We start from the raw sequence: 18,772 nt of genomic DNA on the forward strand, positions 1-18,772 counted from the left end.
CCCCAATCCCGGCGTCTACTGAATCCGCTGCAGAATCTGCTTGGCCAGCGTGGCGTAGTCGCCCTGGAAATGATGGTCGCCGGGCAGCTTGACCAGTTGCACCGCGCCCTTGGGCAGGTCCGGGCACAGCGCGTCGTCGTCGTCCTGCCCGTAGATGCACAGGGTCTGCGCCGGCGGCATCTTCGCCACTTCCGGGGCGATCGGCAGGCCGTCGTCGCCGGAGCTGATCCAGTTGGACACGTGGAACTCGTAGTCGGCGGTCTTGCCCACCGACAGCAAGGCGGTGAGCTGCACCTGGTCGCGCATCGCTTCCGGCAACTGGTTGTAGGCCGCCGGCAGCACGTCGGCGCCCTGCGAGAAGCCGATCAGCACCACCCGCCCGCGTTGCCACAGGTGGCTGTAGTGGCGGTAGATGCGGTCCAGGTCGGTGGCGAAGCCCTGCGGCGTGCGCTCGCTCCAGAAGTAGCGCAGCGAATCCACGCCCACCACCGGGATGCCGGCCTTGGCCAGGGCGCCGGCGACCTGCTGGTCGAGTCCGGCCCAGCCGCCGTCGCCGGAGACGAAGATCGCGAACACGTTGCCGTTGTCGGCATCGCCCGCGCCCACGGCGGCAGGCACTTCGACCACCGGCAGCCCGGCCAGGTCGGCCGGGGTCGGCGGCAGGCTGACGCCGGGCCGGTCGCCCAGCGAACGCACCGCCGCACGCAGCCCCGGCAGCGCATCGCCGCTGGCGCTGCGGCGGAACTGCCGCGCCTGCGCCACCTTCTGCAGGAACGCATCGCTCTGCTGGGTGCAACGGTCGCGGCGGGTCTTGGCATCGAGCGCGGCCAGCCACGGCACCGGCAGCGCAGTCGCCTGCAACGCACGCGCCGGCGCGGTGATGCCGGCGCCGCAGATCTGGTCGTCGAGCACCTGCACCGGGCAGAAATCCTCGGTCAGCAGGCCCGCCAGCAGATGCTTGGGCGCCTGCGCCGCGACCGCATAGGCCAGCGCGGCGCCGTCGCCATCGCCCACCAGCAACGGCAGGTGGTAGGTCGGCACGTGGAAATAGGCCTGCACGTAGCGCGAGAAATTCTCCACGTCGCCGGCGGAGAAGCCGCAGGTGCCGTCGATCTTGGCCAGCACCGCCTGCAGGTGCGCACTGTCGATCACCGCGACCATCGCGCCGTCGTCGCGCAGCGCCTCGATCTGGCGCATGCGCTCGGCGTCGGCATGCTTGCCGCCGGCGAACCACAGCACCACGCGCTGCGCGTTGCCCTTGGGCAACAGCACCGGCACCTGCTCGAAGCGGCCGTGGCTGAGCTTTTCCGGCGCCGCGGCCGGTGCGCCGGCACGCGGCGCGGCGGTGGCCGCAGCGCCCGGTGCTGCGCCGGCGACGCCGGCCGCGAGCAGTCCGCCCAATGCACATCCCCACATCCAACCGCCACGCTTCTGCATCATCCGGCAATCCTGAAAAGGCGTGTAAAGATAATCCCGAACGGCGACGGCGCGAAGCGCGGCGCGCTCCCTGGTTCATGCCAGGTACGCCGGACCTGCGCCAGCGCCTGCACCGGCAGGCCTTTCAGGCGTCCGCGTCGGCGCCGGGATGGCGCAGCCGCCAGGCGGCCAGCGCCTGCCGGTAGCGCTCCAGCTCCTCGTGGTAGAGGTCGTAGACGCACAGCGGACAGCCGCTGTCGCAGCAGTCGCTGGGGCCCGGCGGCAGCGGCGCCTGCGGGCGGGGATCGGCATTGGCGGCAGGGTCGGACATGGGGCTCCGTGGCGGCGGCCGGGGCAGACCGGCGCGGCAGTGTAGAAGAAGGCGGCGCAGGCAGCGGTCAGCGTCCCCTCAGCCGATGGCGTGACGCAGGTTGGCGCGCGCGGCCGCGTCGTAGCGCGCATGGAAGCGCTCGCTGAGGAAGATGCGCGGCTGCGCCAGCACGGTGCGCAGGAACGCGCGGCGCTTGCGTCGGTACAACCAGCCCGGCACCACGCCGCGGTACTCCTTGGCGATGGCGCGGTCGTAGGCGGCGAAGGCCTCCGGCGCGGCGCCGAGGATGGCCATGTCGCAATCCAGGAACAGCGCGGCGTCCGCATCCACCGAGTCGACGGTCAGTTGCCCGTGACGCGCGGTGAGTTCGATCAGCGCAGCCACCCGCGTCGCCTCCACCCCGGCGTCCGGCAGCCATTGCGCGATCGCCGCCTCGGCCAGGCGCGCCGACTGCGCTTCGTTGTCGCCGCGGCCGGCACGATAGACCGCATCGTGATAGAGCACGGCCAGGTAGACCTCGCGTGGCTGCCGCCAGCCGGTGTCGGCGGCGACCTCGGCGTAGTGCGCCAGCACCGCCTCGACGTGGCCGAAATGGTGATACGCCCGCGGCGGTTCGGCGTAGGCCGCCCGCAGTTGCGCCCATTGCGCCTCGGGCAGGGTCAGCGGCGCCGCGTTCATGCGTCGTGCTGCGCAGGGGCGGCGCGCAACGGCCAGCTGGCTTCGTGCAGGTAACGGCCCTGGCCCTGTACGCTGCGGATCAGGCTCAGCGACGTCGCCTGCCAATGCAGCGCCGGCACCTGCTGCGGCGCCAACGCCTGATCGACATAGGCCAGGGTCATGTGCGGCAGATACGCGCCGTCGGCGCGCGGCGCCACGCCGTGCCGGGCCAACTGCTGCTGCAGCGCCTGACGCAACGCCAGCAACGGCGCAGGCTCGGCATCACCGCGCAGCACCAGTGGTCGGCTGCGCGCGCGGCTGTCGAAGGTCACCGCCTGGTCGAATGCAAGTTCAAATGGCGAGGCCGCAAGCGCCTGCCCGGCGGCGCATGCCTGCTGCAGCAAGCGTGGCGGAATCCCGGCGTATTCGCCGAGATAGTGCAAGGTGACATGCAGCCGCTCCGGCGGCAGCGCACGCCCGTGCAGACCATGCGCCTGGCACAGTTGCTGGCCAAGGCTGTGCACCGCTTGCGCGGTTCGCGTGTCGGGTAGCAGCGCAAAGAACAGGCTTTCGCGTGCGGCAGGCGCATCGAAACCGAGCGAGAACTGGGCGCCGGCAGGCGCAGCATCGGGAGACATGGGCAGAAGCGGCAAACGCCGCAATCAGGTCGGGCAGCGGTCGAGCACGCATGGTAGCAAGCGCACCGTCCCGCTGCAGACCATCGGCACGCCGACCCGGACAACGCCGCGATGCGGCGCGCCGGGCCGGCGGCGGGCGGCGCTTACGCCGCGTTCTTCATCGCTTGCTTGCGGGTGCGCATCACGTCGTGGCAGGCGCGCACTTCCGGCAGCAGGCGGGTGGCGGCGTCGCGCGCGGCGACCGGGGTGTCGGCGTCGGCGATGGTCTCGTTGAAGGCCTTCAGCAGACGATCTTCTGACTCTTCCAGCTCGGCGACGTAGCCGTACTTGGTGTCGCCCAGCGCGGCACGGACCTTGCCGTACATCTGCTGCATGCTGCCGACCATCGTGCCGTGCTCTTCCGGCTTGCCGCCGACCGACTGCACCACTGCGCTCAGGCTGCTCACGATGTCCGACTTGACGCCGGCGATGCGCAGGAACAGCGCGGACAACTCGGCGTCGCCCACCTTCTTGGCGGCTTCTTCGTAGAAGTCCTTGCCGTCGCGGGAAATGGCGATGAGGTCGTTGAGGCTGTGCGTGGTCTTGCTCTGGATGCTCATGGGAAACTCCTGTGGCGAAGCCGGCGATATCGCGCAACGGGCACACGGGGGTGAACCTGGATATCGCACGGCGCGGTCGAGAGGATTGCCGCGTTGCGTGGTGTTGGCGATGCTGGGCAGAGCGGCATAAAGCGCACGTGAGCCATCGGCGCTCGCTCGTCACGCGGCATTGCCCGTGGTGAACACGCGTTCATGGCCGCACTGCGCAGTCAGACATGTGGCGAAGTTTTCACCATCCTGTCTGCGTGCATTGTGGCGCCTGGGTGGCAGCGACTTATCCACACGGTTGCCCCACGTTCGTCCACAGCGGTTGTGGATGACCGCCGCCGTCGATCGCGTCGGCCGGAGACCGCTCGTCGGCACCGCCACGATGACCGTCCTGTCTCGCCAGCGAGGGCCTATAGTGCAGGCGAGCCCTCGCCACTGCAGGGCACCGCGAGGTGCGTCATGTTCGCCTGGACCGCGTTCGCCCTGCTCGCCGCCGCCACGGCCGCCCCGTCGCCGCCCACACCGTCGCGACCTTCATCGCACACGGCAGCGGCCGTCCAGAGAGAGGCGACACCGCCGGTTCCGGCGATGACTACCGCGGCAACCGCCGTTCCGATCCCTGAGCAGATCATGCAACTTCCACCGGCGCTGCATGCGCTGCTGCAGCAGCGCATCGACCGCGGCGCCGATGCCGAACACCGTCTGCAGCAACTGGTGGCGCTGGCCTTCGATGCCAACGGCCTGGACCTGCAATACGACCCCAAGGCCACCCACAGCGTCGCCGAGAGCTACGCCACGCGCCACGTCAACTGCCTGTCCTTCACCCTGCTGTTCGTGGCGATGGCGCGCGACATCGGACTGCAGGCACAGGTCCAGGAGGTGCGTCGCGTGCTGAGCTGGTACGAGGACGGCAATGCGCTGTACAACGTCGGCCACGTCAACGCCGGCGTGCGCGTGGACAGCGGCCGCGGCAGCATCGACCTGGACCGCAGCGTGCTGATGGACCGGCGCGGGCCGCAGCCCATCTCCGACCGCCGCGCCCTCGCCCACTACTACAACAACCGCGGCGCCGAGCTGATGGTCGACGGCGATGTCGACGGCGCCCGCGCGCATCTGGCGATGGCCCTGCAGATGGACCCACGCTTCGCCGGGGCCTGGAACAACCAGGGCGTGCTGGCGATGCGCGATGGCGACAGCACCGCCGCCGCACGCGACTACGCCAAGGCGCTGGAGATCGATCCGGAACACCTGCCGGCGCTGTCCAACGCCGTGGGCCTCGCCCGACGCCTGGGCGACGGCACGCGGGAGGCCGCCCTGCAGCGGCAGATGGAACAGGTGCGCCAACGCGACCCATTCCAGCAATACCTGCTCGGCAACGAGGCGGAACGGCGCCAGGACTACGCCGCGGCCATTGCCTATTACCGTCACGCGCTGCACCTGTACGACGGCGCCCACCTGCTGTACTTCGCCCTGGCCCGCGCCTACCTGCACAGCGGCGACACCCGCCGCGCCACCGCGGCGCTGCGCGAGGCCATGGCGCACGCCGATCCGGCCACGCAACCGCGCTACCAAGGCAAGCTGGACGCGCTACGGCGGCTGTCTTCCACCGCGCGGCCGCTGCGCTAGCGCCCCCTAGCCGGCCGCGTGCGCGCAGGCGCCACGCCGTGCCGCCTGGCGCGCCCACAGGTAGATCAGCAGGCCGCCCACGGCCATCGCCGCGCCGACATAGCCGGTGGAGGTCCAGCCCAGGCCGGCGCCGATCGCGATGCCGCCCAGCCACGGCCCCAGCGCGTTGGCCAGGTTGAACGCGGCATGGTTGGAGGCCGCGGCCAGGGTCTGCGCGTCGCTGGCCACGTCCATCAGGCGGGTCTGCAGCACCGGCGCCAAAGCGCCCATGCTGCCGACCGCGACCACCGCCGGCAGCACCGCCCACGGCGAGGTGGCCGCCAGCGGGAACACCAGCAACACCGCCAGCGACCACAGCAACACCAGCGGCACCGCGCGGAACTGCATCCGGTCGAACAGCCAGCCGCCGGCCAGATTGCCGAGCAGGCCGCCCAGCCCGAACGCGCCCATCGCCACCGGGATCCAATGCTCGGAGACCCCGGTGACCTCCATCAGGGTCGGCGCCAGATAGCTGAAGACGCAGAACATGCCGGCGAAGCCGATCGCGCCGATGCCCAGCGCCAGCCACACCTGCGTGCGGTTGAAGGCGCGCAGTTCGCGCAACGGCGAGGGCCGCGCCTCCTGCGGATCGGCCGGCAGCAGGCGCCACACCAGCACCACCGTCAGCACCGCGATCGCCGCGACCAGGGCGTAGGCATAGCGCCATTCCGCCACCTGGCCGAGCCAGGTCGCCAGCGGGTTGCCGACCAGCACCGCCAGGTTGAGGCCGAGCAGCACCCGGCTGACCGCCGCGCCACGCTGGTCGGGCGGACCGATCGACGCGGCCACCAGGGTCGCCACACCGAAGTAGGCGCCATGCGGCAGGCCGGCGACGAAGCGCGCCAGCAGCATGCTGTGATAGTCCGGCGCCACCGCGCTGGCGAGATTGCCGAACGCATAGAAGCCCATCAGCGCCAGCAGCAGATCGCGGCGCGACCAGCGCGCGCCGAGGATCGCCAGCAGCGGCGCACCGACCACCACGCCCAGCGCATAGGCACTGATCAGATGCCCGACCTGCGGCGCATCGATGACCAGACCACGGCCGATGTACGGCATCAGCCCCATGGTGGAGAACTCGCTGGTGCCGATCGCGAAACCGCCCATCGCCAGCGCGAACAGGATCAGCACGTAGCCGCGCCGCGACAGCGGCGCCGTGGCGGATGAGGTCATGCGCACGTCCCGAAGGAAAGGGCCGCCCATTATTGTGCATTGCAGCAAATCCTGCAGCCCCGCCTGCGCAACGCCGCGTTGCGTGGTGCCGCTGGTGGCGCCCGGGGTGGCGATGCCCTCGCGAAGGTGCCGCCGCAGCAACGCACTGTCCCACCGCGCCGCCGCGAAACCGCCGCACGCGCCCCCATGTCCTGCACGCACGCCGCCTTGCAGCGCCCCGCTGTAGGGTCGGCCGCCCCACCCACCACCGAGAGACCCACCGATGACCGACACCGCTTCCCCGCTGTTCACGCCGCTGCGCTTGGGCGCGATCGCACTGGCCAACCGCATCGTGATGGCGCCCCTGACCCGCAACCGTGCCGAAGGCGAAGGCCGCATCCCCTCGCCACTGGCCGCCGAGTACTACGGCCAGCGCGCCAGCGCCGGCCTGCTCATCGCCGAGGCGACCCAGATCAGCCCGATGGGCCAGGGCTACAAGGACACCCCGGGGATCTACAGCGACGCGCAGGTCGCGGCCTGGAAGAAAGTCACCGACGAGGTGCATCGCCGTGGCGGCAAGATCGTGCTGCAGCTGTGGCACGTCGGCCGCATCTCGCACGTCAGCCTGCTGCCGGGCGGCGCCGCGCCGGTGGCGCCCAGCGCGCAGCGCGCCGATGCCAAGACCTTCACCGCCGAGGGCTTCACCGACGTCTCCGCCCCGCGCGCACTGCGCCTGGACGAAATCCCCGCGCTGATCGAGGACTTCCGCCGCGCCGCCCGCAACGCCATCGCCGCCGGCTTCGACGGCGTGGAAGTGCATGCCGCCAACGGCTACCTGATCGACCAGTTCCTGCGCGACGGCAGCAACCACCGCGACGATGCCTACGGCGGCAGCATCGAGAACCGCACCCGCCTGCTGTTCGAAGTGGTTGAAGCGGTGGCACAGGAAATCGGCGCCGACCGTACCGGCGTGCGCCTGTCGCCGGTGACCCCGGCCAACGATGCGCGCGACAGCGACCCGCAGCCGCTGTTCGAGCGCGCGGTGGAACGCCTGGATCCGCTGGGCCTGGCCTTCGTGCACGTGATCGAAGGCGCCACCGGCGGCCCGCGCGACAACATCGCCTTCGACTATGCCGCGCTGCGCGCCAAGTTCCACGGTCCGTGGCTGGTCAACAACGGCTACGACAAGGCACTGGCCGAACAGACCGTGGCCTCCGGCCGCGCCGACGCAGTGGCGTTCGGCCGCCCGTTCATCGCCAACCCGGACCTGGTGGAACGACTGCGCCGCGACGCGCCCTTGAACCAGGTGGACGCCGACACGCTGTACGGCGGCGGCGCCAAGGGCTACACCGACTACCCGACGCTGGTTTGAACCCGCTGCGCAGGCTGCGGCACATGTGCCGCAGCCTGCAGTCGCAAGGCCGCGAACATCGGATCTGCGTGTAGCACCCGGCCATACCGCTGCACAACGCCATTGTGCGATTCCTGCACGCCTAGAACATCAATCGCTCGCCGAGGAAATCGACCAACACGCGCAGCTTCGGCAGCATGTGTCGGCTCGACGGCCACAGCAAATGGAAGGTGCCGGTGGAGTCGACATAGTCGTCGAGCAGCGTGCGCAACGTGCCGGCCGCGAGTTCCGCGCGCACCGAGTGCTCCGGCAGGAACGCGATGCCACAGCCGCGCACAGCGAAGCTGAGCCGCGTCTCGATGTTGTTGCACACCATCGACACCGGCAACGACAGGTCAGCCGCCGCCGCACCCAGCGGCCAGGCTTCCAGGCGCCCGCTGCTGCGAAAGCGGTAGTGCAGGCACTGGTGCGTCAGCAGGTCGGCCGGCCGCAACGGCGTGCCGCAGCGCTGCAGGTAATCGGGCGAGGCCACCAGGCAGCGGCGGAAACTGCCCAGGCGGCGTGAGGCCAGCCGCGAATCGTCCGGCTCGGCCACGCGCAACACCGCATCGAACCCCTCTTCGATCACGTCCACCAGGCGATCGTCGAAATCCAGGTCCAACTGCACCTGCGGATAGGCGCGCATGAAGTCGCCCAGCACCGGCAGCAGCACGTTGTTGTTCATCGGCAGGCTGATCCGCAGCCGCCCCTTCGGCGTCGCCGCCAGGCTTCCCAGCTCGCCGCGCGCCGCCTCGACCTCGGCCAGGATGCGCCGGCAGCGCGGCAGGAACAGTTGGCCTTCGGCGGTCAGGGTCAGGCTGCGGGTGCTGCGATGGAACAGGCGCACCCCCAGCGACTGTTCCAGCCGCGACACGCTCTTGGCCATCGCCGATGCGGACAGGCCCAGCGCCCGCCCGGCCTCGGCGAAGCCGCCGCTCTCCATCACCTGCACGAAGCCACGCAGGCTCCCCAGACTGTCCATTGCAGCGCTCCATTGCGGACATTTTTGTCCTTGTAGCCAGGAAATCTACCCGTCTTTTTCCGCAATTGGCAGGCGTCCACGCTGTCGTTCCCTTCACCGAGCGCTGCCCCCATGCCCGCATCCTCTGCCACCGCCTCCGCTTTTCCGTCCCCTGCGCTGCCGCCCCTGTCGCCCCAACAGGCCGCGCCGCTGGATGCCGCGATCGACGCCGCCCTGCAGCAGCAGCGGCTGGTCGGTGCGGTGGTGCTTGTCGCCCATCAGGGCGCCTGCGTCTACCGCCGCGCCGCCGGCTGGGCCGACCGCGAGGCGCAGCGGCCGATGCATGAGGAGACGCGTTTTCGCCTGGCCTCGGTCAGCAAGCCGATCGTCGCCACCGCGGCGTTGGCACTGGTGGCGCAGGGCCGCCTGAGCCTGGATGCGCCGGTCGCACGCTGGCTGCCGTGGTTCCGCCCCGCCCTGGCCGACGGCCGGGTGCCGGACATCAGCCTGCGCCAGTTGCTCAGCCACAGCGCCGGGCTGGGTTACCGCTTTCTTGAACCCGCCGGTGGCCCGCTCGCGCGCGCCGGCGTTTCCGATGGCATGGACGCCAGTGGCCTGAGCCTGGAGGAAAACCTGCGCCGTCTCGCTCAGGTACCGCTGCGGTACGCGCCGGGCAGCGGCTGGGGCTATTCCCTGTCGATCGACGTCGCCGGTGCGGTGCTGCAGGCCGCCAGTGGGCAGCCGCTGGCGCAACTGGTCCGTGATCTGGTCACTGGCCCGTTGGGGATGCAGGCCACGTCCTTCCATGCCGAGGACGTTTCCACCCTGGCGGTGCCGTACGTCAACGACCAGCCTTCGCCGCATCGGCTGGGCGAAGGCGAAGTGGTCGCGCCTTTTCCCGACGGCGCCTGGATCGTCTTCCATCCCTCGCGCGCACTGGACCGCAACGCGTTCGCGTCGGCTGGCGCCGGGATGGTCGGCAATGCCGGCGACGTGCTGCGGCTGCTGGAGACGCTGCGCAGCGGTGGCGCGGCGCTGCTGCCGGCTGCGCTGGTCGCGGAAATGGGCCGCGCCCAGGTCGGCGAACTCGGGCCGCCGGACGCACCGGGCTGGGTCTACGGCCTGGGCTTCTCGGTCCTGCGCGACCCGCTGCCGACCGCGACCCCGGAAGCGCCCGGCACCTGGCGCTGGGGCGGCGCCTACGGGCATAGCTGGTTCGTCGACCCGGCGCGGCAACTGAGCGTGGTGGCGCTGACCAACACGCTCTACGAGGGCATGTCAGGCGTGTTCGTCACCGATCTGCGCGATGCGGTGTATGCCGCGCTGGGTGGCGCGCGCGCATGAACGGGGCGATGCCCGCACCGCGCCGGGACGCAGCGGTGCCGCCGGCCGCGCCGCGCCTGCCCTGGAGTGGCCTGCTCGCGCTGGCCTGCGCCGGGTTCGTCACCATCCTCACCGAGACGTTGCCGGCGGGGCTGATGCGGGCGATGGCGGCCGGGTTGCAGGTCGAGGCGGCATGGATCGGGCAACTGGTCAGCGTCTACGCGCTGGGCTCGCTGCTGGCCGCGATCCCGCTGACCACCGCGACCCGCCGCCTGCGCCGGCGCCCCTTGCTGCTGGCCATCGCCGGCTTCGCTGTCGCCAACATGGTCACCGCGATCTCCGACGACTACGCGTTGATCCTGGCCGCACGCCTGCTCGCCGGTGTCAGCGCCGGCCTGCTGTGGGCCTTGCTCGCCGGCCACGCCAGCCGCATGGCGGCGCCGGCACAGCAGGGCCGCGCGATCGCGGTGGCGATGATCGGCACGCCGCTGGCGCTGACTTTGGGCATTCCAGCCGGAACCCTGCTCGGCCAGCATCTTGGCTGGCGCTGGGCGTTCGGCGCGATGTCGCTGCTGAGTCTGGTACTGCTCGTCTGGGTGCGCGCCACGGTCCCTGACTTCGCTGGCCAGGCGACGCAGGCGCAACTGCCGCTGCGCCGGGTGCTGGCGCTGCCCGGAGTCGGCCAGGTGCTGGCAACGCTGCTGCCGTTCGTCCTGGCGCACAACCTGCTCTAGACCTATGTGGCGCCATTGCTGGCGCGGATCGAAGCCGATCCCGCAGTGGACCGTTACCTGCTGCTGTTCGGGCTGGCCGCGCTGCTCGGCATCGCCGGGGTCGGGGTATGGATCGATCGCTGGCTACGGCCGCTGCTGCTGGCGAGCATTGCGCTGTTCGCACTGGCAACGCTGGCGCTGGCGCTGTGGCCACATGCGCCGCCCCTGGCGACGGCGGCGCTGGCGGTGTGGGGACTGGCCTTCGGCGGCTGCGCCACGCTGTTCCAGACCGCGATGGCGTGTCGCGCCGGCGCTGCCGCCGATCTGGCGCAATCGCTGATCGTCACCGCCTGGAACCTGGCGATCGCCGTCGGCGGCGGACTCGGCGGCGTGCTGTTGCAGCGCTCGGGTGTCGCTGCGCTGCCATGGAGCGCGTTGGCGCTGTTGTGCGCGGCCTGGATCCTCGCGCAGCCGGCACGCGCCTGGGCGCGCAGCGGCTGAGCCGGATCGCTGCCGCTGCGCCCGACATTCTCTGCGGCGCGGCGGCGCATCGGGCCAGCGGCTCAGGCCTTGCGCAGGAAGCAGGTCTTCAGCACCAGGCCCTTGATTTTGTCCGAGTTGCCTTCGATGTGTTCGGCATCGTCCTCGACCAGGCGGATGCCGCGGATCACCGTGCCCTGCTTGAGCGGGATCGACGAGCCCTTGACCTTCAGGTCCTTGATCACCACCACCGTGTCGCCGGCCTGCAGCACGTTGCCGTTGCTGTCGCGCACCACCGTCGCCGCGTCGTTGGCGGCGTCGGCCGCGACCGGCCACTCGTGGCCGCAGTCCGCGCACACCCAGTTGGCGCCGTCGACATAGGTGTTTTCCAGGGTGCATTGCGGGCAGGCGGGTGCGGCGGGCATGGGAATCCTTGATACGGCGACGACGGCGAGCCGCCTATTGTAGCCGCCCGCCCCGTGCCGCCGTGCGGCCGCGCCAGCCGCAGGAATGCCATGTCCGCCTCGTCCGGGTCCCGTCTCGCGATCTACGCCGCGCTCGCCGGCAATCTGGCCATCGCCATCGCCAAGTTCGTCGCCGCCGGGCTCTCCGGCAGTTCGGCGATGCTCAGCGAAGGCGTGCATTCGCTGGTGGACACGGTCAACGAGCTGTTGCTGCTGTACGGCCTGCGCCGCGCCGCGCGCCCGGCCGATGAGACCCATCCGTTCGGCCATGGACGCGAACTGTACTTCTGGAGCTTCATCGTCGCCCTGCTGGTGTTCGCGCTCGGCGCGGGGGTGTCGCTGTACGAGGGCATCGCCCATATCCGCGATCCGCAGCCGGCCAGCGACCACACCCTCAACTACATCGTGCTGGGGCTGTCGCTGTTGTTCGAGGGCGGCTCGTGGTGGGTCTCGCTGCGCGAGTTCCGCGCGCGCAAGGGCCGCCTGAGCTACATCCAGGCGTTCCGCGAGAGCAAGGACCCGAGCCTGTTCACCGTGCTGGTGGAAGACAGCGCGGCGTTGATCGGCCTGTTGATCGCGCTGGCCGGGCTGCTCGCCGCGCAATGGCTGGACATGCCGGAACTGGATGGCGTCGCCTCCATCGGCATCGCCGCGGTGCTGGCCTGCTCGGCATTCGTGCTGGCACGCGAGACCAAGGGCCTGCTGATCGGCGAGCCGGCGGCGCGTTCGCTCGGCGACGCGCTGCGGCGCATTGCCGCGGCCGATCCGGACGTGCGCGCGGTCAACGGCGTACTCAGCGTGCAGATGGGGCCGGACCAGGTGGTGGCCGCGCTCAGCGCCGAGTTCGAGGACCAGCGCAGCACCGCGCAGATCGAAGCGTGCATCGAGCGCATCGAGGCCGCCGCGCGCGCCGAGCATCCGGAACTGCAGGCGCTGTTCGTCAAGCCGCAGACCCCGGAGACCTGGCTGGCCCGGCGCACCGCGCTGCGCCGGCCGCCGCCGGCCTGAATGGCGGCGCCCCGACGCGACTTGCGGCCCTGCGCCGCTTTTCGTTAGGGTAGCCGGGTAGCACCCCTCTCATCGCGCTGTGACTGTGCCGGCGTATCCCCCTTACTCACTGAATGAGGTTTCCCATGGAGATCGCCAACGGGCTTGTCGCCACCATCCACTACACCCTCACCGACGACGCCGGTGAAGTGATCGACCAGTCCTCGCCGGACAATCCGCTGAGCTACCTGCACGGCGCCGGCAACATCGTGCCGGGCCTGGAAAAGGCGCTGACCGGCAAGCGCACCGGCGAGTCGGTCACCGCCGACGTGATCCCGGCCGAGGGCTACGGCCCGCGCCACGAGCAACTGGTGCAGCAGGTGCCGCGCGGTTCGTTCCCGGATGCCGGGTCGCTGGCGCCGGGCATGCAGTTCCAGGCGCAGACCGACCAGGGCCCGCTGCTGGTCACGGTCACCGAGGTCGGCGAAGAACTGGTGACCATCGACGGCAACCACCCGCTAGCCGGGCAGGTGCTGCACTTCGCCGTGGAAGTGGCCGGCGTGCGCGAGGCCACCGAGCAGGAAAAGAACCAGGGCCACGCCGGCGCCGCGCTGTAAGCGACCCGGTTTCGCGTCCCCGACGAGGCCCGCCGATGCGGGCCTCGTGCGTTTGCGGCCGCGCTTGCGTCGCGCGGCGGCTTGCCCCACAGTGCGCGGCCCCTCCCGCCCCCGGCACCGTCATGCGCCTCGGTATCGACTTCGGCACCAGCAATTCCGCCGCCGCCGCGGTGATCGACGGCCGCGTGGTGCCGATCGAGTTCGGCACGCAGCAGCAGTTCCGCACCACGGTGTACTTCCCCGAGGTGATGCGCGACCCGGCCGAGTTCGACCTGACCCCGGCGCTGGAACGGCAGGTGGACGAGCTGATCGAGTCCGGCCGCCGCGACGCGCTCGCCGCCGGCCGCGAACGCAGCCCCGACGCGTTGCGCCGCGATGCGATCCGGGTGGTGCGCCGGCAATGGATGGAAACGCAGATGCGCGAGCCGCGCAGTTCCGCGGCGCTGCTGCAGAACGCGGTATACGGCGATGATGCACTGGACGCGTATTTCGTCGAAGGCGAAGGCAACCTGGTGCAGAGTCCCAAGTCGATGCTGGGCTACAACCTGCATCCGCGCGCGCGCCAGACCATCACCGGCATCGCCGCGCACATTCTCGAACACATCCGCCTGACCGCCTCGCAGCAACTGGGCGTGCAGGTGCGCCGCGCCCTGCTCGGGCGCCCGGTGCAGTTCCGCAGTTCGATCGGCGAGGCCGGCAACGCGCAGGCGCTGGAGATCCTGCACAGCGCCGCGATCACCGCCGGCTTCGACGACGTCGCCTTCCTGGAGGAACCGGCCGCCGCGGCGATGCATTACCACGCGGTCAGCCGCGAGCGCCACACCGCGGTGGTGGTGGACATCGGCGGCGGCACCACCGACATCGCCCACGCCAGCGTCGGCGGCGACGCCGCGCCGCAGGTGCACCGCGCCTGGGGCATCCCGCGCGGCGGCACCGACATCGACCTGGCGCTGAGCCTGGCCGGGTTCATGCCGCAGTTCGGCCGCGGCATCACCCGCGTGCCCTCGCACCACTACGTCGAAGCGGCGATGGTGCAGGACACCACCCGCCAGCGCGATTTCCGCCAGCACCGCTACGACGCCGTCCCAGCGCCGTACGAGGCGCGCCTGCAGGCGCTGCAGGAACCGGGCAACACCGCGCGCCTGTATCGTGCGGTGGAGCGCAGCAAGATCCGCCTCAGCGACGCCGAGCACCACGCCGAGATCCTGGACTACATCGAAGCCGGCTTGCAGGTGCAGGTGCAGGCCGAGGAACTGGTGCAGGCCGCACGCAGCTATCTGGAGGCCCTGCAGGAGTTGCTGGCGCAGGTGCGCCAGGACATCGGCGGCGACCCGGCCGCGGTGTTCCTGACCGGCGGCATGTCGCGCGCCGGCTACCTGCAGCGCCTGGTCGCTGCCGCGTTCCCGCAAGCGCGCCTGGTCCACGGCGACCCCTCGTTCGGCGTGGTGCAGGGCCTGGCGCTGGCCGCCGCGCAGGACTGACGCGGCACAGGCGCCGGCGGCCCCTCCCCGACCGGCCGCTCGCGGCCGGCGCGCCGCCTGCGGCCCGCATTGTTCATGCAGCGGGCGCACGACTGGCGTAGCATGGCGGCACGCTTCAGCGTCACGTCGCTACGCGCGTCTCGTCCGGCCGTTCCTGTCGCCCGACTCGCTTCCTTCTCGCGCCAACCTCCGTCCCTTTACGGGCCGGATCCTTCGGAGCGCCATGTCCCCCGCCCTTGCCACGCTCCAGATCGAGCGTCTGGCGTCGCCGCTTCAGCCACCTTCCTGGCCGACAGGTCCGGATCGGGGCGGCGACGCATGAGCGAGAACGCGCGCGACGCGACCGACGCTGACATCGCCTGCGACCGCTGCGACGCGATCTGCTGCCGCCTGACCGTCCTGGTGATGCCGGACGACCACGTCCCCGAGCATCTCACCGAGTACACCCGCGAGGGTCTGCACGTGATGGCGCGCGACGAGGACGGCTGGTGCGTGGCGGTGGACGGCGCGCGCATGTGTTGCTCCATCTACGCGCAGCGCCCGGCGGTCTGCCGCAAGTTCGCGATGGCCGGCCCGTACTGCCGCGAGATCCGCCGTACCCACCACGAGCAACTGACCCGTGGCATTCCCCTGACGATGTACTGACTGCAGGAGTTCCAGCATGGCACGACCGACCAGCACCACCGCTTCGCCCAGCGCCAGGAACACACGCGGCGCCAGCGCCGCGGACAAGGCGCAAAAGGGCCTCAGCCGCGAGCGCATCGAGGCCGACCTGGCCGCGTTCCACCAGGCCGGCGGCCGCGTCGAGGTGCTCGGCACCACCCGCGTGCTGAAGAAGGTCGACGTCGCCGACGCGGGCTAACGCCCGCGCATCCCGCCGTCATCGCGCGCACCTGCGGCGGGACACGGCCGGACATGGACGCCGGTCCACGCCGCGCGAGGACGCGGCGCCTGGCACGCGACGACGGCGCCTCCGGCTGGCGCCGACGACCACACGGCCAGGCGAACACGGCGCCCTCGGAGTGCCGGCGCCGGTGCGCAAGCACGGCACCGTCTTCACGCCAGAAGCGCATACTGCGATCTCTTCCACGGTCTCGTTTCGGCATGCTCCTGCGCTCCCTGTCCGCCGAACTCGGCCAGCCCGCCTGCGGCAACTGTCGCGATGGCGAGCCGCTGGATTTCGCCGTGCGCATGGCGTTCCAGCCGATCGTCGATGCAGCCACCCGCTCCATCTACGCCTACGAGGCGCTGGTGCGCGGCGAGGACGGCAGCGGCGCGGCGGCGGTGCTGGCGCGGGTGCGCCCGCAGCAGATGTACCGCTTCGACCAGACCTGCCGGGTGCAGGCGATCGCCACCGCCGCGCAGCTGGGCCTGCGCACGCGCCTGTCGATCAACTTCATTCCCAATGCGGTGTACGAGCCGGCGACCTGCATCCGCCTGACCCTGAGGGCGGCCGAGCACTTCGGCGTGCCCACCGGCGACCTGATCTTCGAGTTGAGCGAGTCCGAACGCATCGCCGACCTGCCCAAGGTCGTGCGCATCCTGCGCGACTACGCGCAGCGCGGCTTCCTGACCGCGATCGACGACTTCGGCGCCGGCCACTCCGGCCTCAACCTGCTCGCCGATTTCCAGCCGCACCTGATCAAGCTGGACATGGCGCTGATCCGCGGCATCGACGGCAGCGCCGCGCGCCGCCACATCGTCGGCGGCATCGTCGCGATGGCCGCGCCGCTGGGCTGCCGCATCCTCGCCGAGGGCGTGGAGACGCCTGCCGAGTACCGTGCACTGCGCGCGCTGGGCATCGACCTCTACCAGGGCTATCTGTTCGCCAAGCCGGCGCTGGAAGCCTTGCCGGACGTCACCGAGGCGCAGTGGGAGGCGCTGGAACGCGCCGGCTGAGCCGCCCACCGCCGCAGCGCACGCCAGCACGACTTGCCCGCGGCGGCCACGCTTGCGACCATCGCGCCTCCCCTGCGTGTTCCGAAGTGCAATGCCCTCGCTCCATACCCTGCTGCCGCCGTGGACGCACCGCTGGCTCGACGTGATCGTGCCCGGCGCGCAGATCGTGCTGATCGTGCTCGGCGCCTGGTTGTTGCGGACCTTGCTGCGACGGTTGATCCGGCGCCTGGGCGAGCACTACGCGCTGCCGCCGGAACTGGTGATGATGGCGCGCCGCGGCAGCGGCTTCGTGATCTACGCGGCGGCGCTGCTGCTGATCCTGGACCGCTTCGGCGTCTCCGGCACCGTGCTGTGGACCGCCTTCACCGGCTTCGCCGCGGTCGCGGCGGTGGCGTTCTTCGCCGCCTGGAGCGTGCTGTCCAACATCTTCTGTACGCTGTTGATCTTCACCACGCGCCCGTTCCGCCTGCACGACCACATCGAATTGCTGGAGAACGGCGAAAAGCCGGGACTGAAGGGCCAGGTGATCGACATCAATCTGATCTACACCACGCTGCGCGAGGAACGCGACGGCGACGGCGAGAGCGTGCTGCAGATCCCCAACAGCCTGTTCTTCCAGCGCAGCACGCGCCGCTGGCGCAGCCATCCGGTTCCATCCGGGCTGGGCTGAGCGCCGCACGCCACCGAGGCCGACGCTGACGCCACGCACATGACGAAGCCGCTATGGTCGATGCCAGCCGCCTAGCGCGGCGATCTCCCCTTTCCCGACCAGGTACTGCATGGAACCCGTCATTCATCCGTTCGCCGACCTCTTCGCCCAACTTGGCCTGCCCAACAGCGAAGGCGAGATTCGCCAGTTCATCGCCCAGCATGCGCCGCTGCCCGATGACATGCGCCTGGAAGAAGCCCCGTTCTGGACACCCGCGCAGGCACAACTGCTGCGCGAGGAGCGCCTGGAAGACGCCGACTGGGCGATCGTGGTCGATCAGCTCAACATCGCGCTGCACGCAAAGCCTGCGCTGGAGACCGATCGCGCCGGCTGAGCCTCAGCGCAGCTGGCTGTCCTTGCTGCCGCGGCGGTTGTAGCCGCTGTGCTCGTGCTGCGCGCGGTCCTGCGCGTCCTGGCAGGCCACGCACAGGCGCACACCCGGCACGGCCTTGCGCCGCGCCTCGGGAATCGGCGCGTCGCAGTCCTCGCAGTGGCTCAGCCCCGGCCCCTGCGGAAGTTGGCTGCGCGCCCGCTTGATCGCATCCTCGACGGTCGCATCGATCTGGTCCTGCACCGCGCCGTCGCCTGCCCACCCAGTGGCCATGGTCGTCTCCACACTGTTGCCTTGCCTGGATGATGCGGCCGGCACCGGCGAATGCAATGCACGCCGGCTTCACCTCGCCGAGACGTTCATGCAGCGCCGCCCGGCGTCCCGCCTCACCAGATCAGATCGTCCGGCACCTTGAACTGGCTGTAGTACGGATCGTCCTCGCCGCTGGCCGGCGTTGCCGCCAGCGCATCGAACACGATGGTCGCCGGATCGCGGGCGACGATCTTCTCCACGACGGCGCGCGGCACCGGCACGTAGCCGGCATCCAGCCGCGCGATCGCCACGCTGCCGGCGATCAGCTGCGCGCGCAAGGCCGCATCCACCCGCAGCCGCTGGATCTTGCCGGCATCGGTGAAGTGGTAGTCGATCTCGCCGTCGGCCTTGAGCTTGTGGCTTTCGACCAGTTGCCGTGCCTGCACGCGCTGCTCCTGCGCACGCGCCTGCGCATTGCGCTCGGCAGACAGCGCACGATCGCGCTCCACCCGCTCCTGCCGCAACCGCTCGCTCTCCAGCTGCTCGGCACTGGGCGGCGGCGGGGTCTTGCCCTGGCGCGCCTTGGCCTGCTCGCGCGCGACCTGCGCCACCTGGCTCTTCTTCACCAGGCCGGCCTTGAGCAGTTGCTCCTGCAGGGGATTGCGCATCGGAAGCGTCCACGGACTCGGATTCGGGAGGCGCATGATACCCGCAGCGCCGGT

Annotated in this window: 23 protein-coding genes; 13 read left to right on the top strand and 10 right to left on the bottom strand. The window is 70.7% G+C overall.

What is annotated here, in order from left to right:
- Positions 1 to 15: 15 nt before the first annotated feature.
- The 5 genes from SLW56_RS01880 to SLW56_RS01900 all read right to left on the bottom strand — a co-directional run bounded on the left by SLW56_RS01880 (position 16) and on the right by SLW56_RS01900 (position 3,641).
- Positions 16 to 1,440 (bottom strand): AcvB/VirJ family lysyl-phosphatidylglycerol hydrolase, encoded by a 1,425-nt coding sequence (locus SLW56_RS01880; RefSeq protein ID WP_320694274.1) that lies wholly within the window; start codon positions 1,438 to 1,440, stop codon positions 16 to 18.
- A gap of 121 nt (positions 1,441 to 1,561) precedes the next feature.
- Positions 1,562 to 1,747: an oxidoreductase-like domain-containing protein gene (locus SLW56_RS01885; protein ID WP_017908246.1), complete on the bottom strand. Its 186-nt coding sequence runs from the start codon at positions 1,745 to 1,747 to the stop codon at positions 1,562 to 1,564.
- Between the two features lie 78 nt (positions 1,748 to 1,825).
- Positions 1,826 to 2,425 carry a hypothetical protein gene (locus SLW56_RS01890; protein WP_284467583.1) on the bottom strand — a complete coding sequence of 200 codons (600 nt, stop codon included), beginning with the start codon at positions 2,423 to 2,425 and terminating at the stop codon, positions 1,826 to 1,828.
- Positions 2,422 to 3,042 carry an RNA 2',3'-cyclic phosphodiesterase gene (thpR, locus tag SLW56_RS01895; RefSeq protein ID WP_267099107.1) on the bottom strand — a complete coding sequence of 207 codons (621 nt, stop codon included), beginning with the start codon at positions 3,040 to 3,042 and terminating at the stop codon, positions 2,422 to 2,424. The genes SLW56_RS01890 and thpR overlap by 4 nt, the downstream gene beginning before the upstream one ends.
- 143 nt (positions 3,043 to 3,185) lie before the next feature.
- On the bottom strand, positions 3,186 to 3,641 hold the full coding sequence (locus tag SLW56_RS01900) for a PA2169 family four-helix-bundle protein (protein WP_295960319.1): 456 nt from the start codon (positions 3,639 to 3,641) through the stop codon (positions 3,186 to 3,188).
- Between the two features lie 618 nt (positions 3,642 to 4,259).
- On the opposite strand from SLW56_RS01900, the gene SLW56_RS01905 reads away from it, so the two are divergent.
- On the top strand, positions 4,260 to 5,255 hold the full coding sequence (locus tag SLW56_RS01905; RefSeq protein WP_320694275.1) for a tetratricopeptide repeat protein: 996 nt from the start codon (positions 4,260 to 4,262) through the stop codon (positions 5,253 to 5,255).
- Between the two features lie 6 nt (positions 5,256 to 5,261).
- Here SLW56_RS01905 and SLW56_RS01910 read toward each other — a convergent pair whose 3' ends face one another.
- Complete coding sequence (locus SLW56_RS01910) at positions 5,262 to 6,464, bottom strand: MFS transporter (RefSeq protein ID WP_017914391.1); 1,203 nt, start codon at positions 6,462 to 6,464, stop codon at positions 5,262 to 5,264.
- A 262-nt stretch (positions 6,465 to 6,726) separates the two neighbouring features.
- Here SLW56_RS01910 and SLW56_RS01915 point away from each other — a divergent pair, with 262 nt between their 5' ends.
- Entirely contained in the window at positions 6,727 to 7,815 is a 1,089-nt protein-coding gene (locus SLW56_RS01915; RefSeq protein WP_152237946.1) for an alkene reductase, read from the top strand.
- Positions 7,816 to 7,936: 121 nt separating this feature from the next.
- Here SLW56_RS01915 and SLW56_RS01920 read toward each other — a convergent pair whose 3' ends face one another.
- Positions 7,937 to 8,815, bottom strand: a complete 879-nt coding sequence (locus SLW56_RS01920; protein WP_267085108.1) for a LysR family transcriptional regulator — start codon at positions 8,813 to 8,815, stop codon at positions 7,937 to 7,939.
- A 111-nt stretch (positions 8,816 to 8,926) separates the two neighbouring features.
- Between SLW56_RS01920 and SLW56_RS01925 the strand changes: the two genes are divergently transcribed.
- From SLW56_RS01925 to SLW56_RS01935, 3 genes are read left to right on the top strand one after another with little or no spacing between them, the layout of a single operon-like run.
- Positions 8,927 to 10,138: a serine hydrolase domain-containing protein gene (locus SLW56_RS01925; protein ID WP_320694276.1), complete on the top strand. Its 1,212-nt coding sequence runs from the start codon at positions 8,927 to 8,929 to the stop codon at positions 10,136 to 10,138.
- Positions 10,139 to 10,146: 8 nt separating this feature from the next.
- Positions 10,147 to 10,851 (top strand): MFS transporter, encoded by a 705-nt coding sequence (locus SLW56_RS01930; protein WP_320694277.1) that lies wholly within the window; start codon positions 10,147 to 10,149, stop codon positions 10,849 to 10,851.
- 6 nt (positions 10,852 to 10,857) lie between these two features.
- Entirely contained in the window at positions 10,858 to 11,331 is a 474-nt protein-coding gene (locus SLW56_RS01935; protein WP_320694278.1) for a hypothetical protein, read from the top strand.
- A 62-nt stretch (positions 11,332 to 11,393) separates the two neighbouring features.
- Here the strand turns inward: SLW56_RS01935 and SLW56_RS01940 are convergent, their stop codons facing one another.
- Complete coding sequence (locus SLW56_RS01940) at positions 11,394 to 11,735, bottom strand: zinc ribbon domain-containing protein YjdM (protein WP_017908239.1); 342 nt, start codon at positions 11,733 to 11,735, stop codon at positions 11,394 to 11,396.
- Positions 11,736 to 11,825: 90 nt separating this feature from the next.
- Between SLW56_RS01940 and SLW56_RS01945 the strand changes: the two genes are divergently transcribed.
- The 8 genes from SLW56_RS01945 to SLW56_RS01980 all read left to right on the top strand — a co-directional run bounded on the left by SLW56_RS01945 (position 11,826) and on the right by SLW56_RS01980 (position 17,801).
- Positions 11,826 to 12,782: a cation diffusion facilitator family transporter gene (locus tag SLW56_RS01945; RefSeq protein WP_320694279.1), complete on the top strand. Its 957-nt coding sequence runs from the start codon at positions 11,826 to 11,828 to the stop codon at positions 12,780 to 12,782.
- 125 nt (positions 12,783 to 12,907) lie between these two features.
- Positions 12,908 to 13,378, top strand: coding sequence for a peptidylprolyl isomerase (locus SLW56_RS01950; protein WP_017908237.1), 471 nt, complete (start codon positions 12,908 to 12,910; stop codon positions 13,376 to 13,378).
- A 122-nt stretch (positions 13,379 to 13,500) separates the two neighbouring features.
- Positions 13,501 to 14,859: an Hsp70 family protein gene (locus tag SLW56_RS01955; protein ID WP_320694280.1), complete on the top strand. Its 1,359-nt coding sequence runs from the start codon at positions 13,501 to 13,503 to the stop codon at positions 14,857 to 14,859.
- Between the two features lie 318 nt (positions 14,860 to 15,177).
- Entirely contained in the window at positions 15,178 to 15,504 is a 327-nt protein-coding gene (locus SLW56_RS01960) for a YkgJ family cysteine cluster protein (RefSeq protein WP_267102533.1), read from the top strand.
- Between the two features lie 16 nt (positions 15,505 to 15,520).
- A complete protein-coding gene (locus SLW56_RS01965) occupies positions 15,521 to 15,721 on the top strand; it encodes a hypothetical protein (protein ID WP_017908234.1) in 201 nt (66 codons plus the stop codon).
- Positions 15,722 to 15,963: 242 nt separating this feature from the next.
- Positions 15,964 to 16,758, top strand: coding sequence for an EAL domain-containing protein (locus SLW56_RS01970; protein ID WP_152180853.1), 795 nt, complete (start codon positions 15,964 to 15,966; stop codon positions 16,756 to 16,758).
- Between the two features lie 91 nt (positions 16,759 to 16,849).
- Complete coding sequence (locus SLW56_RS01975) at positions 16,850 to 17,428, top strand: mechanosensitive ion channel domain-containing protein (protein WP_153751310.1); 579 nt, start codon at positions 16,850 to 16,852, stop codon at positions 17,426 to 17,428.
- A 109-nt stretch (positions 17,429 to 17,537) separates the two neighbouring features.
- Complete coding sequence (locus SLW56_RS01980) at positions 17,538 to 17,801, top strand: DUF2789 domain-containing protein (RefSeq protein ID WP_017914688.1); 264 nt, start codon at positions 17,538 to 17,540, stop codon at positions 17,799 to 17,801.
- 3 nt (positions 17,802 to 17,804) lie between these two features.
- Here SLW56_RS01980 and SLW56_RS01985 read toward each other — a convergent pair whose 3' ends face one another.
- Positions 17,805 to 18,071, bottom strand: a complete 267-nt coding sequence (locus SLW56_RS01985) for a DksA/TraR family C4-type zinc finger protein (protein ID WP_010342319.1) — start codon at positions 18,069 to 18,071, stop codon at positions 17,805 to 17,807.
- Between the two features lie 113 nt (positions 18,072 to 18,184).
- Positions 18,185 to 18,718, bottom strand: a complete 534-nt coding sequence (locus tag SLW56_RS01990) for a DUF2058 domain-containing protein (protein ID WP_017908230.1) — start codon at positions 18,716 to 18,718, stop codon at positions 18,185 to 18,187.
- Between the last annotated feature and the right edge of the window lie 54 nt (positions 18,719 to 18,772).

Source organism: Xanthomonas sp. LF07-6 (assembly GCF_034105445.1).
Taxonomy (GTDB): domain Bacteria; phylum Pseudomonadota; class Gammaproteobacteria; order Xanthomonadales; family Xanthomonadaceae; genus Xanthomonas_A; species Xanthomonas_A sontii.

Excerpts from the sequence above, each read along its gene's own strand:
- SLW56_RS01945 (WP_320694279.1), top strand. The coding sequence starts at position 11,826 with ATGTCCGCCTCGTCCGGGTCCCGTCTCGCGATCTACGCCGCGCTCGCC.
- SLW56_RS01910 (WP_017914391.1), bottom strand. The coding sequence starts at position 6,464 with ATGACCTCATCCGCCACGGCGCCGCTGTCGCGGCGCGGCTACGTGCTG.
- thpR (WP_267099107.1), bottom strand. The coding sequence starts at position 3,042 with ATGTCTCCCGATGCTGCGCCTGCCGGCGCCCAGTTCTCGCTCGGTTTC.
- SLW56_RS01915 (WP_152237946.1), top strand. The coding sequence starts at position 6,727 with ATGACCGACACCGCTTCCCCGCTGTTCACGCCGCTGCGCTTGGGCGCG.
- SLW56_RS01980 (WP_017914688.1), top strand. The coding sequence starts at position 17,538 with ATGGAACCCGTCATTCATCCGTTCGCCGACCTCTTCGCCCAACTTGGC.
- SLW56_RS01985 (WP_010342319.1), bottom strand. The coding sequence starts at position 18,071 with ATGGCCACTGGGTGGGCAGGCGACGGCGCGGTGCAGGACCAGATCGAT.
- SLW56_RS01880 (WP_320694274.1), bottom strand. The coding sequence starts at position 1,440 with ATGATGCAGAAGCGTGGCGGTTGGATGTGGGGATGTGCATTGGGCGGA.
- SLW56_RS01960 (WP_267102533.1), top strand. The coding sequence starts at position 15,178 with ATGAGCGAGAACGCGCGCGACGCGACCGACGCTGACATCGCCTGCGAC.
- SLW56_RS01905 (WP_320694275.1), top strand. The coding sequence starts at position 4,260 with ATGCAACTTCCACCGGCGCTGCATGCGCTGCTGCAGCAGCGCATCGAC.
- SLW56_RS01990 (WP_017908230.1), bottom strand. The coding sequence starts at position 18,718 with ATGCGCAATCCCCTGCAGGAGCAACTGCTCAAGGCCGGCCTGGTGAAG.
- SLW56_RS01885 (WP_017908246.1), bottom strand. The coding sequence starts at position 1,747 with ATGTCCGACCCTGCCGCCAATGCCGATCCCCGCCCGCAGGCGCCGCTG.
- SLW56_RS01900 (WP_295960319.1), bottom strand. The coding sequence starts at position 3,641 with ATGAGCATCCAGAGCAAGACCACGCACAGCCTCAACGACCTCATCGCC.
- SLW56_RS01955 (WP_320694280.1), top strand. The coding sequence starts at position 13,501 with ATGCGCCTCGGTATCGACTTCGGCACCAGCAATTCCGCCGCCGCCGCG.
- SLW56_RS01965 (WP_017908234.1), top strand. The coding sequence starts at position 15,521 with ATGGCACGACCGACCAGCACCACCGCTTCGCCCAGCGCCAGGAACACA.
- SLW56_RS01940 (WP_017908239.1), bottom strand. The coding sequence starts at position 11,735 with ATGCCCGCCGCACCCGCCTGCCCGCAATGCACCCTGGAAAACACCTAT.
- SLW56_RS01950 (WP_017908237.1), top strand. The coding sequence starts at position 12,908 with ATGGAGATCGCCAACGGGCTTGTCGCCACCATCCACTACACCCTCACC.
- SLW56_RS01975 (WP_153751310.1), top strand. The coding sequence starts at position 16,850 with ATGCCCTCGCTCCATACCCTGCTGCCGCCGTGGACGCACCGCTGGCTC.
- SLW56_RS01920 (WP_267085108.1), bottom strand. The coding sequence starts at position 8,815 with ATGGACAGTCTGGGGAGCCTGCGTGGCTTCGTGCAGGTGATGGAGAGC.
- SLW56_RS01890 (WP_284467583.1), bottom strand. The coding sequence starts at position 2,425 with ATGAACGCGGCGCCGCTGACCCTGCCCGAGGCGCAATGGGCGCAACTG.
- SLW56_RS01925 (WP_320694276.1), top strand. The coding sequence starts at position 8,927 with ATGCCCGCATCCTCTGCCACCGCCTCCGCTTTTCCGTCCCCTGCGCTG.
- SLW56_RS01930 (WP_320694277.1), top strand. The coding sequence starts at position 10,147 with ATGCCCGCACCGCGCCGGGACGCAGCGGTGCCGCCGGCCGCGCCGCGC.
- SLW56_RS01970 (WP_152180853.1), top strand. The coding sequence starts at position 15,964 with ATGCTCCTGCGCTCCCTGTCCGCCGAACTCGGCCAGCCCGCCTGCGGC.